Origin of the sequence: Arhodomonas sp. AD133 (assembly GCF_051195215.1) — a bacterium.
In the GTDB taxonomy this organism is placed as follows: domain Bacteria; phylum Pseudomonadota; class Gammaproteobacteria; order Nitrococcales; family Nitrococcaceae; genus Arhodomonas.
Window position 1 is genome coordinate 64,284 of record NZ_JBNAZM010000007.1, and the last position, 12,043, is coordinate 76,326.

General features: G+C 65.7%; 11 protein-coding genes. 5 read left to right on the top strand and 6 right to left on the bottom strand.

The window, feature by feature from the left end:
* Positions 1–16: 16 nt before the first annotated feature.
* On the top strand, positions 17–340 hold the full coding sequence (locus tag ACPEES_RS06290; protein ID WP_435102374.1) for a YbaB/EbfC family nucleoid-associated protein: 324 nt from the start codon (positions 17–19) through the stop codon (positions 338–340).
* Positions 341–348: 8 nt separating this feature from the next.
* Entirely contained in the window at positions 349–948 is a 600-nt protein-coding gene (gene recR / locus ACPEES_RS06295; protein WP_435102168.1) for a recombination mediator RecR, read from the top strand.
* Between the two features lie 294 nt (positions 949–1,242).
* Here recR and rsgA read toward each other — a convergent pair whose 3' ends face one another.
* Positions 1,243–2,136, bottom strand: coding sequence for a ribosome small subunit-dependent GTPase A (rsgA, locus tag ACPEES_RS06300; RefSeq protein ID WP_435102170.1), 894 nt, complete (start codon positions 2,134–2,136; stop codon positions 1,243–1,245).
* Positions 2,137–2,319: 183 nt separating this feature from the next.
* On the opposite strand from rsgA, the gene orn reads away from it, so the two are divergent.
* Positions 2,320–2,880, top strand: a complete 561-nt coding sequence (gene orn, locus ACPEES_RS06305; protein ID WP_435102172.1) for an oligoribonuclease — start codon at positions 2,320–2,322, stop codon at positions 2,878–2,880.
* A gap of 116 nt (positions 2,881–2,996) precedes the next feature.
* Here orn and acnA read toward each other — a convergent pair whose 3' ends face one another.
* The 5 genes from acnA to ACPEES_RS06330 all read right to left on the bottom strand — a co-directional run bounded on the left by acnA (position 2,997) and on the right by ACPEES_RS06330 (position 9,567).
* A complete protein-coding gene (gene acnA / locus ACPEES_RS06310) occupies positions 2,997–5,750 on the bottom strand; it encodes an aconitate hydratase AcnA (protein ID WP_435102174.1) in 2,754 nt (917 codons plus the stop codon).
* Between the two features lie 426 nt (positions 5,751–6,176).
* The gene (gene hflD, locus ACPEES_RS06315; RefSeq protein ID WP_435102176.1) at positions 6,177–6,794 is read right to left on the bottom strand and encodes a high frequency lysogenization protein HflD; all 618 of its coding nucleotides are present in this window, start codon (positions 6,792–6,794) and stop codon (positions 6,177–6,179) included.
* Entirely contained in the window at positions 6,781–7,899 is a 1,119-nt protein-coding gene (gene mnmA / locus ACPEES_RS06320; RefSeq protein WP_435102178.1) for a tRNA 2-thiouridine(34) synthase MnmA, read from the bottom strand. Before mnmA ends, hflD begins: the two co-directional genes overlap by 14 nt.
* Positions 7,900–7,950: 51 nt before the next feature.
* Positions 7,951–8,412, bottom strand: a complete 462-nt coding sequence (locus tag ACPEES_RS06325; RefSeq protein WP_435102180.1) for an NUDIX hydrolase — start codon at positions 8,410–8,412, stop codon at positions 7,951–7,953.
* Positions 8,413–8,547: 135 nt separating this feature from the next.
* Complete coding sequence (locus ACPEES_RS06330; RefSeq protein WP_435102182.1) at positions 8,548–9,567, bottom strand: LysR family transcriptional regulator; 1,020 nt, start codon at positions 9,565–9,567, stop codon at positions 8,548–8,550.
* Positions 9,568–9,992: 425 nt separating this feature from the next.
* Here ACPEES_RS06330 and aceA point away from each other — a divergent pair, with 425 nt between their 5' ends.
* Both aceA and clpS read left to right on the top strand, forming a co-directional pair.
* Entirely contained in the window at positions 9,993–11,288 is a 1,296-nt protein-coding gene (aceA, locus tag ACPEES_RS06335; RefSeq protein ID WP_435102184.1) for an isocitrate lyase, read from the top strand.
* Positions 11,289–11,695: 407 nt separating this feature from the next.
* Entirely contained in the window at positions 11,696–12,016 is a 321-nt protein-coding gene (gene clpS / locus ACPEES_RS06340) for an ATP-dependent Clp protease adapter ClpS (RefSeq protein WP_435102186.1), read from the top strand.
* Positions 12,017–12,043: the final 27 nt, after the last annotated feature.

The window sequence follows — 12,043 nt, forward strand, 5'->3', positions numbered from 1 at the left end:
GCAAACCGGAGAGACGATCATGAAAGGTGGCATCGGCAACATGATGAAGCAGGCCCAGCAGATGCAGGAGAAACTGCAGAAGGCCCAGGAAGAGCTTCAGAACATGGAGATTACCGGTGAAGCCGGCGGTGGCATGGTGTCGGTGGTAATGACCGGGCGCCACGAGGTCCGGCGCGTGGCTATCGACGAGAGCGTCTACGACGATCGCGAGATGGTCGAGGACCTCGTGGCCGCCGCCTTCAACGATGCGGCGCAGAAGCTCGAGCGGGTGAGCAAGGAGAAGATGGAAGGCATGACTCAGGGCATGGGTCTGCCGCCGGGGCTCAATCTGCCGTTCTGAGGGCGCCGATGAGTTTTTCACCGCTGGTTTCGGAGCTCATGGAGGCTCTGCGCTGCCTGCCCGGGGTGGGGCGTAAATCCGCCCAGCGCATGACGCTGCATCTGCTCCAGCGCGATCGCGATGGCGCCCGGCGTCTCGCCCGCGCCATCGAGGCGGCGGCCGAGCGTGTCGGCGAGTGCCGCGAATGCCGCATCCTCACCGAGGAGTCGGTCTGCGGCATCTGCGCGAGCGGCCGCCGTGATCGCGGTGTGTTGTGCATCGTCGAGAATCCGTCGGACGTGTACGCCCTGGACGAGGCGACGGATTACGGCGGCGTTTACTTCGTGCTCAAGGGGCTGCTGTCGCCCCTGGATGGTATCGGGCCGGCGGAGCTGGGGCTCGATGCGCTGGAGCAGCGTTTCGCCGCAGGCGAGGTGCGCGAGATCATCCTGGCGGTGAACCCGACCGTCGAGGGCGAAGCGACGGCACAGTACGTCGCCGAGATGGCCGGCGAGCACGGCATCGCCGTGAGCCGTATCGCTCACGGCGTGCCGCTGGGCGGCGAGCTGGAATACGTCGACGCTGGTACCCTTTCCCACGCGTTCGCGGGCCGGCAGTCCTATCGGTAGCGGGTGTCCGTGCGTTCCGTCCTTGATCCAGGCCGCCTCGGCGAGAAAAGCGTAGCGAGCACGAATACGGATGCGCGAATGCTACGAAGCGAATGTGGCGGCAGCACCGTTACGACAGTAGCGACCACTCCGATTATAGTGCTGGCCCAATGTGTCATCGCGTTCCCCCTCTCGCAGTGTCGTGGAGGGGGATAGGCTATTGGGGCATGCGGTATGCCGGGGGTGAGGAAAATGGCGGTTTTCTGCGTTTTTCTCGGTTTCTTTGTGTTTCTTCTCTGGACCGGATCCCCTGACTTATGAGGCCTCGGCGAGCAGTGTCTGCAGGCTGTGGTAGCGCTCCGGGGGGATTTCCCCGCGCTCCAGTGCTCCTGCGACAGCGCAGCCGGGTTCGCCATTGTGGCGGCAGTCGTTGAACCGGCAGGCATGGCGGTGGCGTTCCACCTCGGGGAAGGCGCGCATTACCGCGCTGCGGGGGAGGTGATCCAGGCGCAGCGTGCGCACGCCCGGTGAGTCGATGATGTGGCCGCCGTGCGGTAGGTGGAACAGGGTCGTGGCCGTCGTGGTGTGGCGCCCTTGGCCGCTTGTCGCGGACAGCGCGCCGATACGCAAGTCGAGCTCGGGTACCAGGGCGTTGACCAGTGACGACTTGCCCACCCCCGAGTGTCCGACGAAGATGGCCGTGCGCGCTTGCAGGTGCTCGCTCAGATCGTCCAGGCCGTCGCTGTCGCGTGCGCTCGCGAACACGAGCGGCTGCGCGAGCTCCTCGCGGTAGAAGGCGAGAGTGTGTTCCAGGCGCTCGCGGCCCGTTTCGTCGAGACGATCCGCCTTGTTCACGAGCAGCACGGTGGCGAGGCCCACGTGCCCGGCGAGGGCCAGATAGCGGTCGATGAGGGTCGTGTCCGCCCCGGGTGGCTCGGCGACGACCATTATCATGACGTCCACGTTCGCCGCCAGTGGTCGCGGCCTGCCACGGAAATCCCCGCGCTCGATGAGAGTCGTGCGTGGCTCGACGCGCTCGATGACGCCGCCGGCGTCACCCGTCGGACGCCAGGACACCACGTCACCGCAGACCGGGCGTTCGCCGCCGCGTCGCCGCATCAGACAGGCCGTCAGCCCGCCGTCGCCGGTCTCCACGATCACCTCGCGACCGTAGCTCACGACGACCCGGCCCTGGATGGGGTCAGGCAAGGCGGCGCCGGCCCAAGGTTCGTTGGTGGTGTCGGCCGGCGGCGATGCGTACCGGCATTGCGCGTATCGTCGCTATGATCTTCGCTTCCCTCACGTATGTCGCCGCGCGACAGCAGGTCAGGATAGCGTTTGCTAGAATGCCGCTCAATTCCAATGGACCCATCCCGCCACGAGAGGCAAGGCATGCCGCTATCCGCCGACAACCTGATCTGGATCGACCTGGAGATGACCGGGCTCGACACGGACCGGGATCAGGTGATCGAGATCGCCACCATCGTTACCGACAAGTATCTCAACATTCTCGCCGAAGGCCCCGTGTTCGCCATTCATCAGCGCGACGAGCTGCTCAATGCGATGGATGAGTGGAACACCAAGCAGCATGGCAACTCGGGGCTGATCGATCGCGTGCGTCAGAGCCGGGTCGACGAGGCGGAGGCAGAGCGCCGTACCCTGGACTTCCTGCGTCAATGGGTGCCGCCGCGTTCCTCGCCCATGTGCGGCAACAGCATTTGTCAGGACCGGCGTTTTCTCCATCGTTGCATGCCGGAGCTCGAACAGTATTTCCACTACCGCAATCTGGACGTGAGCTCACTGAAGGAGCTCGCGAAACGCTGGGCGCCGGAGATTCTGCGGGGGTTCTCCAAGCGCAGTACTCACCTGGCGCTGGACGATATCCGCGATTCCATCGCGGAGCTGCGCTACTATCGCGAACATCTGCTACGGGTGCCGCTGCCAGGGGAGTGAATGCGTCGGCAATGGCGTTGCCCATGCGGGCATCCCGGCGTATGCACTGATCCGGAAAAAAACGAAGCCCGGGCGTCCGGGCTTCGTTTCGTGTTGCTTCGATAGCGGGGCTCGCCTCAGGCGGCCTGCCCCTTCTGCGCCAGCTCGCGGAGCACGTAGTGAAGGATGCCGCCGTTGCGGTAGTAGTCCCACTCGGTCGGGGTGTCGATACGCACCACGGCTTCGAACTCCGTGGTCTTGCCGTCGTCCGCCTTCGCGGTGACTTTGACTGCGGACGGCTCGCCGTCGAGCCCGCCGATCTCGAAGACCTCCTCGCCGGTAAGCCCCAGGCTGTCGGCGCTCTCACCCTCCTTGAATTGCAGCGGCAGCACACCGAAACCGACCAGGTTGGAGCGGTGGATGCGCTCGTAGCTCTGGGCGATCACCGCGTGCACGCCGAGCAGGCGGGTGCCCTTGGCGGCCCAGTCACGGCTGGAGCCGGTGCCGTACTCCTTGCCGGCGATGACCATGAGCGGGGTCTGTGCCTCCTTGTAGCGCATCGCCGCATCGTAGATGCTGGTGCGTTCGCCGCTCGGGAAGTGCGTCGTCCAGCTGCCCTCGGTGCCGGGGGCGAGCAGGTTTTTCAGCCGTACGTTGGCGAACGTGCCCCGCATCATCACCTCGTGGTTGCCGCGGCGGGAGCCGTAGCTATTGAAGTCCGTCGGCTGTACGCCCTGCTCCTGGAGGTAACGGCCCGCCGGGCTGTCCGGCTTGATCGCACCGGCCGGCGAGATGTGGTCGGTGGTGATGGAGTCACCCACCTTCACCAGGCAGCGAGCGCCGCTGATCGCCGCCACGCCCTCGGGCTCCAATCCCATGCCTTCGAAGTACGGCGGGTTCTTCACGTAGGTGGAATCGGGCCACTCGTAGATCTCGCCCTCCGGCACCGGTAGCTTGCGCCAGGTTTCGGAGCCGGCAAAGACGTCCTCGTAGCTACTGCGGAACATCTGCCGCGAGATCTTCTCGCCCACCAGCTCGGCGATTTCCTGCTGGCTCGGCCAGATATCCTTGAGGTAGACGTCGTTGCCGTTGCTGTCCTGGCCGAGGGGCTCATTGTAGAGGTCCTTGGCCATGGAACCTGCAAGCGCGTAGGCGACCACCAGCGGCGGCGACGCCAGGTAGTTGGTACGCACGTCCTGGTGGATGCGGCCTTCGAAGTTGCGGTTGCCGGAGAGCACGGAGGAGACGATCAGGTCGCCCTCGCGGATGGCCTCACTGATGGCGTCCGGCAGCGGACCGGAGTTGCCGATGCATGTTGTGCAACCGAAGCCCACCAAGTCGAAGCCGAGTGCCTGCAGGTGCGGCATCAGTCCGGCGTCCTCCAGGTACGCTGGCACCACCTGGGAGCCGGGGGCGAGGGAAGTTTTCACCCAGGGCTTGGTCTTGAGCCCGAGCTCGTGGGCTTTCTTCGCGACCAGCCCCGCGGCTACCAGCACAGCCGGGTTGGACGTGTTGGTGCAGGAGGTTATCGCGGCGATTACCACGTCACCGTGGTTGAGCCAGTGCTTCTCGCCGTCGAGCTCCACCTCGACCGCACCGCGCTCGTGCCAGTTCTCGGCACCGGCGGCGGCCTGACCGCCTTCGCCCTCGAAGCGTTCCTCGTCGGTGTTGTGGGGCAGAGCGCCACGCAGATCGAGCTCGTGCTCCAGCATGTCCAGGAAGGCCGGCTTGGCGTTGGTGACCGCAATGCGGTCCTGGGGCCGCTTGGGACCGGCGATGCTCGGCACCACCTCGCCCAGGTCGAGCTCCAGGGTATCGGTGTACTCTGCCTCGCGGGCGCCGGTCTCGCGCCACATCCCCTGAGCCTTCGCATAAGCTTCCACCAGCGCCAGGGTCTCCTCGTCGCGGCCGGAGAGCTCCATGTAGCGCAGGGTCTCGGCGTCGATGGGGAAGATGCCGCAGGTGGCACCGTACTCCGGCGCCATATTGGCGATGGTGGCGCGGTCGGCGAGGGGAAGGTTGTCCAGGCCGTCGCCGTAGAATTCGACGAACTTGCCCACCACGCCCTTCTGGCGAAGCATCTGCGTGACGGTGAGCACCAGGTCCGTGGCGGTGGCGCCCTCCGGCAGCTTGCCGTTCAGCTTGAAACCGACGACCTGGGGCACGAGCATCGTGATGGGCTGGCCGAGCATCGCCGCCTCGGCTTCGATGCCGCCCACGCCCCAGCCCAGTACGCCGAGGCCGTTGATCATCGTGGTATGGGAGTCGGTGCCCACCAGGGTGTCAGGGTAGGCCTGGGTCCGGCCGTCGAGCTCCTTGGTCATCACGCCCTTGGCGAGGTACTCCAGGTTCACCTGGTGGACGATGCCCGTGCCCGGCGGCACGACACGGAAGTTCGAAAACGCCTTCTGGCCCCAGCGCAGGAACTTGTAACGTTCCTCGTTGCGCTTGAACTCGATCTTGGTGTTGAGATCGAGGGAATCCGGCTTGCCGTAATGGTCCACCATCACGGAGTGGTCGATCACCAGGTCTGCCGGCTCCAGCGGGTTGATCAGGTTCGGGTCGCCTCCGAGCGTCTGCATGGCGTCGCGCATGGCAGCGAGGTCGACGACGGCCGGCACGCCGGTGAAGTCCTGCAGCACGACCCGGGCGGGGGTGAACGCGATCTGATCCGAGGGCTCGGCCTTGGGGTTCCAGGCAAGCAGCGACTTCACGTGCTCGGCGGTGACGTTCTGCCCGTCCTCCTTGCGCAGGAGGTTCTCCAGCAGGACCTTCAGCGAGTAGGGGAGGCGGTCGACGTCGTGCTCGCCCTTGAGGGCGTCCAGGCGATAGATCTCGTAGGAGCGATCGCCGACCTCCAGCGTGGATTTGGCATTGAAGCTGTTGCTCATTGTACCTCCCGATGCATTTGCGGGCAGTTGGGCCTTGGGCCCCGGTTACCGTCGCCATGCCGGAACCGGGCGCCGGCGTACTGCTTGTTGGTTTGCGGCCCGCAGTGCTCGCAGGTGCTTCGCGCGCGGGCCTGTCGTGCCGTCGTCCCCGGCCGGGTGGCCGCCGCCGTGCCCGGCCGGTTCGCCTGATTCCGGCCTTGCCTGGCGGCCGGGTCGGTCCCGGCAGCGGCCACGGCTGGGGACGTGATGCCGTGGCCTACCCTAAAGCGCAGCCTATGATACACGAGGAAAGTATTGGTGTGGCAGTGCATCAGGCCGATCGTCGCCATTGAAGACGTGTACTGATCCCCGGCGTGCCGGTGGGCGCCCGACAGTATAGGCGCCCGGCTGACGTGGGTGGCGGGATGGCGGGCGACGCCGCTGGGGTCAGGTCGTGGCGAGTTGCTCGCGGGCGCTGGTGAGCAGCTGCTGGCGCCCCAGCAGCAGCCTCATGCGGCCCCCGCCGGCCTGGCGCCACAGCGCGGCGGCGCGCAGGGCGCAGAGCAGCAGCGCACGAATGGTGGCGGCATTACGTTCGTCTTCGAGGTAGGCGCGCTCCCCCTGGACGATGATCCGCGGGCGGACCTTGCTCACTGTTTCGGTGTAGAGATCGCCGAGGTTGCGGATCACGTTGTCATGGGCGGGCGAGCCGAAATACTCCGCCTGCTCGGCGGCGGTGCGCAGGCCGGAGACGAGGCGGCGGAAAAGCGCCTGGTCGCGGTTGAGACGCCGCTCCAGGTGAAGAATATTCACCAGATAACGCGTGTAGGTCGCTTCCCGGGGGTCGCTGAGGTGGTCCACCAGCAGGCGCAGCCCGGGGTGCAGCGATTCGCGGCCCCCGAAGAGGCTGGCTATGTCATCGTCGAGTGTGCCGAGCAGTGCATTCAGGCATGGCAGCATCCGGCGCCTGTCGCCGTGGCCGTGTGTGGCAATCGCGCGCACCTGTTCCAGGGCCTGGAGTACGCCGGCGAGAGCGAGCGCCTGGTCACGATCATGCGACGCCACGGGCGACTCCCTGCGGCGCTTCGGCGAGCCGCTCGCGAATGACGCCGCCGCCGAGGCAGCGCGCGCCGTCGTAGAACACCACGGACTGCCCCGGTGCCACCGCGCGCTGGGGGACGTCGAAGCCTACCAGGACCTCATCGCCGTGTGGCTGCAGCGTGCACGCCTGGTCCGGCTGACGGTAGCGGGTCTTGGCGGTGCAGCGCAGCGGTCCGTTCGGCCCCCGGCCGTCGACCCACGAGAGCGTCGTGGCGATCAGGCCCTCGCTCATGAGCCGGGGATGGTCATGGCCCTGGGCGACCATCAGGCGGTTGGCATCGATGTCCTTGTCCACCACGTACCAGGCTCCCTCGCCGTGGCCGGCCAGGCCACCGAGGTCGAGACCGCGGCGCTGGCCGATGGTGTAGAAGGCGAGCCCCGAGTGTCTGCCCACCACGACCCCTTCGGGGGTCACCATATCGCCCGGGTCACTCGCGATGTAGCGCGAGAGAAAGGCACGGAAATCGCGTTCGCCGATGAAGCAGATGCCGGTGCTGTCCTTTTTGTCGAAGTTGTCGAATCCCGCCGCTTCGGCCTGATCCCGCACCTGTGATTTTTCCAGTTCCGCGAGGGGGAAGCAGGCGCGCTCGAGGTGGCGCTGCCCGAGCGTGTACAGAAAGTAGGTCTGATCCTTGTTGGCATCCGCGCCCCGCATCAGGGTCAGGCGGCCATCGCGTTTGCCGATGCCGGCATAGTGGCCGGTGGCGACGCGGTCGGCGCCCAGACGCAGCGCGTGGTCCAGGAAGGCGCGGAACTTGATGCGCTGGTTGCAGAGGATGTCCGGATTGGGGGTGCGCCCGGCGCGGTATTCCTGCAGGCAGTGCTCGAAGACCTCCGCGCGGTATTCCGCGGCGAAATTGGCCTGATGCAGCGGAATGCCCAGCGTCTCGCACACCTGCTTGGCGTCGTCCAGATCGTCGGCCGCGGTGCAATGGGTGTCGGTGTCGTCGTCTTCCCAGTTCTTCATGAAAAGACCCTCGACCCGGTGCCCCTGATCCAGCAGGCGCAGGGCCGCAACGGCGGAATCGACACCGCCCGATAGGCCAACGATGATTCGCTCGGCAGTCACTGTCCCACGCTTACCGCTCGTCGAGTTCAGGTGCAGGAGGATAACACGCGCTCAGTCCACCTCGCGCAGCAACGCCAGGGGATAGTCGTGGCCGGCCAGGAAGTCGTCCACCGAGCGCAGAACCATCGGGCTGCGCAGGCGTTCGCCGGCGCTCAGGATCTCGTCACGGGTGAGCCATATCGTGCGCTGGATCTCCGCATCGAGGGCACGTCCGGGGTGGGTTCGCACCGTGCGGGCGGCAAAGGTGGTGCGCAGGAACGTGGTCCCCTTGTGGGGGTGGCGCCAGCGGTAGATGCCGACGATCCCGGTGGGCTCGATGTCGACGGCGGCTTCTTCCAGTGCTTCACGGCGCACGGCCTGTATCAGGCTTTCACCGGGTTCGAGATGACCGGCGGGCTGATTGAGCCGCAGCGCGCCGTCGATGACCTCCTCGACCAGGAGAAAGCGCTCGCCGTCGGTGATCACCGCGGCGACGGTTACGTGGGGTTTCCATTGCTCGGCATCTGTAGGCATGTCCCGGGCGCTCCGCGTTGGACCTGTCAGCTGTCCGGGTAGGGTCGTGCGTCGCGCACGCGCGATCAACCGAGGCGTTCGGTTGCCGCGCTGGACTCAATGCCGGTGCGGACGCTAGCGCCCTGATTCAGGACACTAGTCATTGTGTGGCGGTCCACCCTCGTCATCGGCGGCGATGAAGACGTTCTCGCTCACCGGCGTGGCAGGGTGGGGGCGCTCGCCGGCCTCGGGCTCGAAGAAGTCGGGCTTCATCAGTTCGATGAAGCGCTTGGCCTGCGCCGAGAGGAACTTGCCGCGGCGGGTCATGACGCCGTAGGTGCGGCGTGGAAAAAGGTCCGGCAGAGAGCGGACCGCGATCTGCTCGGCGCCGGTGAGGCAGATGTTACTCGCGATCGCGATGCCGAAGCCGAGCTCCACGTATCGCTTGATGATTTCCCAGCCGCCGACCTCGAGACGTACCTTGTAGGGAACGCTATGCTGCTGGAATACGAGGTTGATCAGCCGCCATGTCGTTAGCTGGCGCGGCGGGACGATGAGCTCGCCGTTGGCGAGATCCTCGAGGCTGATGATGTCCTTCTTCGCTAGCGGATGGTCCAACGGCGTGATCAGCGACAGGCCGTACGAGTAGACCGCGCGATAGTTGATATCGTCGGGCAGGTCGAGCATGGAGCCCACGGCGAAATCGACCTCGTCCTGGCGGATGGCCTGGCAGAGCTCGCGCCCCTGGAGATTGTGGAGCTTCACGTGGACGCCGGGGTACTGCGCCATGAACGCTCGTATCAGGTCGGGCAGGATGTAGAGCGTCGTGGACTCGCCGGCGGCGATGTCGAGTCTGCCCGCATGCAGGCTCTGGCTGCGCGCCGCAAACTGCTCGGGCAGCGCGTCGACGCCTTCGACCAGCGGCTGCGCCAGCTCGTAGAGCGTCTCGCCGTCCGGTGTAAGACGGATACGCGGTCCCCGCCGTTCGAACAGGGTGATCCCGAGTTCGCGTTCCAGCGCCTGGATCTGCAGCGACACCGAGGGCTGGCTGAGGAACAGCCGTTCCGCGGCTTTGGAAATACTGCCCGACTGGGCCGCGAAGCAGAATGCGCGCAGCTGCTTGATTCGATTGTGCTTGTAGTAGATGCGGCCGACTCGGTCCGGGCTCTCAGCCACGATAATACCTCACCCGGGTCAATAATAAGATTTTCCAATATTGAATATTGCCGAAATAGGGTTGTCAAATGTTGCGACGCGGCATTATGCTCCGAGGTAAGCCGTGCCGGTCGTGGGGCTAATTCGGACCGCACGGCACACCGTGACCCTGCAAAGGGCTTGAGGCGTGGTGCTTGGGTATCCGCCGATAATGCAGGGCGCGGTGAAGGCCGCCGATCGGGATCCGGTCGGGGGCAGGGCCGTCCGCCACTGCGAGCCCGGGGCGAAGCCGCTCCCGGGCGGGCAGCCATGGAAGTGCTGCCCGGTGGGCCGGAGAGGGTCGGTTAACCGCCGACCCCTCGTATCGACTCGCGGTGGCCGTATGGGAAAGACGACCTGAAACACCGCGGAGCCCGAGGGCTCCGATACAGGGGAGGCGACAACCAATGACTGATCGACAGACCGCGATCCGTGAGATCGAGCGTGACTGGGCCGAGAATCCGCGCTGGAAGGGCGTGACGCGTCCTTACGGCGCTGAGGAAGTGGTTCGTCTGAGCGGTTCCGTGAAAATCGACTACACCCTCGCACGGCTCGGTGCCGAGAAGCTCTGGCGACTGATCCACGAGGAGGACGATTACGTCAACGCGCTCGGCGCGCTCACCGGCAACCAGGCCATGCAGCAGGTCAAGGCCGGGCTCAAGGCGATCTATCTTTCCGGCTGGCAGGTGGCCGCCGATGCGAATATGGGGCTGACCATGTACCCGGATCAGTCCCTCTATCCGGTGAACTCGGTGCCGGCGGTGGTCGAGCGCATCAACAATGCGCTGCTGCGCGCCGACGAGATCCACACCGCCGAGGGGGACGACAGCGTCGACTGGCTCGCGCCCATCGTGGCGGACGCCGAGGCGGGTTTCGGCGGCGTGCTCAACGCGTTCGAGCTGATGAAGGCGATGATCCGTGCCGGTGCCGCCGGCGTGCATTTCGAGGACCAGCTCGCTGCGGTGAAGAAGTGCGGCCATATGGGCGGCAAGGTGCTGGTGCCGACGCAGGAGGCGGAGCAGAAGCTCATCGCCGCGCGTCTCGCCGCCGACACCATGGGCACGTCGACGCTGGTGGTGGCGCGCACCGACGCGCTCGCCGCGGATCTGCTGACCACGGACGCGGACGAGCGGGATGCGCCGTTCATCACCGGTGAACGCACCGCCGAGGGCTTCTATCGCACCCGTGCCGGTGAGGAGCAGGCGATTGCCCGGGGTCTGGCGTACGCGCCGTATGCCGACCTGCTTTGGTGCGAGACGGGCACGCCCGACCTGGCATTCGCCAAACGCTTCGCCGAGGCGATCCGCAAGGAGTACCCGGACCAGCTGCTGGCGTACAACTGCTCGCCGTCGTTCAACTGGCGCGGCAAGCTCGACGAGGCGACCATCGCCAAGTTCCAGAACGAGCTCTCGGCGATGGGCTACAAGTTCCAGTTCATCACCCTGGCCGGCTTCCACAGCCTCAACCACTCCATGTTCCAGCTCGCCAAGGGCTACAAGGCGCGGCAGATGTCGGCCTACTCGGAGCTGCAGCAGGAGGAGTTCGCCGCGGAGGTGGACGGCTACACGGCCACGCGCCATCAGCGCGAGGTGGGCGCCGGTTACTTCGACCAGGTGACCCAGGTGATCCAGGGTGGGCAGTCGTCGGTGACCGCGATGACCGGTTCCACCGAGGAAGAGCAGTTCCAGACAGCTGCCAAGTAGTCACTCCCGCTCAGTCAGAGCGCGACCGCAAGAAGCCCGGCGTCGACAGGCGCCGGGCTTTCGTTTTGTGAGCGGCGGGTTGCAGGTGGCAAGTTGAAAGTAATGCGTCGGCAGGCGCGGGGGCCGGATGCTTGGTTTCCGTTTCCGGGGCTCGAGTTGCGCGGCGGACGCGGCTCTGCCGTAATCGCTGCCGCCCCGAACGTCGCTCCCCCCGGGCCGGAAACCCAGTCCCGGACTCCGGCACCTCCAACTTGCCGCTTGCCGCTTGCCGCTTGCCGCTTTCCACTTTTCATTCCCGGTCATGGATTGGGCAAAGTACCAAACGGCCGTTGGTTCCTGGCCTGGGACCTTTTAAAATCTCCTTCAGAGGCCCATATCTCCTGCCGGCAAGTTACGGTTTATCATCCATGAGTGACGAGAAGGACCCCCGCAAGGAAGGGGACGTTTCTGTCGAGAAGGCGCGCCCGAAGCTCAAGCGGCCGCCGCTGTTTCGCGTGGTGCTGCTCAACGACGACTACACGCCGATGGAGTTCGTCGTCGAAGTGTTGCAGCGTTTCTTCCAGATGGACCGCAGTCAGGCCACACAGGTTATGCTGCATGTGCATACGCGCGGGAAAGGCGTGTGCGGTGTCTACAGTCGGGACGTGGCAGAAACGAAAGTCGATCAGGTCAACGACTATGCCCGTGAGAACGAGCATCCGTTGATGTGCGCCATGGAGCCGGCGTGATCGGAACCGGGAGCGCATTGCCCGGTC

Excerpts from the sequence above, each read along its gene's own strand:
- recR (WP_435102168.1), top strand. The coding sequence starts at position 349 with ATGAGTTTTTCACCGCTGGTTTCGGAGCTCATGGAGGCTCTGCGCTGC.
- orn (WP_435102172.1), top strand. The coding sequence starts at position 2,320 with ATGCCGCTATCCGCCGACAACCTGATCTGGATCGACCTGGAGATGACC.
- acnA (WP_435102174.1), bottom strand. The coding sequence starts at position 5,750 with ATGAGCAACAGCTTCAATGCCAAATCCACGCTGGAGGTCGGCGATCGC.
- ACPEES_RS06325 (WP_435102180.1), bottom strand. The coding sequence starts at position 8,412 with ATGCCTACAGATGCCGAGCAATGGAAACCCCACGTAACCGTCGCCGCG.
- aceA (WP_435102184.1), top strand. The coding sequence starts at position 9,993 with ATGACTGATCGACAGACCGCGATCCGTGAGATCGAGCGTGACTGGGCC.
- clpS (WP_435102186.1), top strand. The coding sequence starts at position 11,696 with ATGAGTGACGAGAAGGACCCCCGCAAGGAAGGGGACGTTTCTGTCGAG.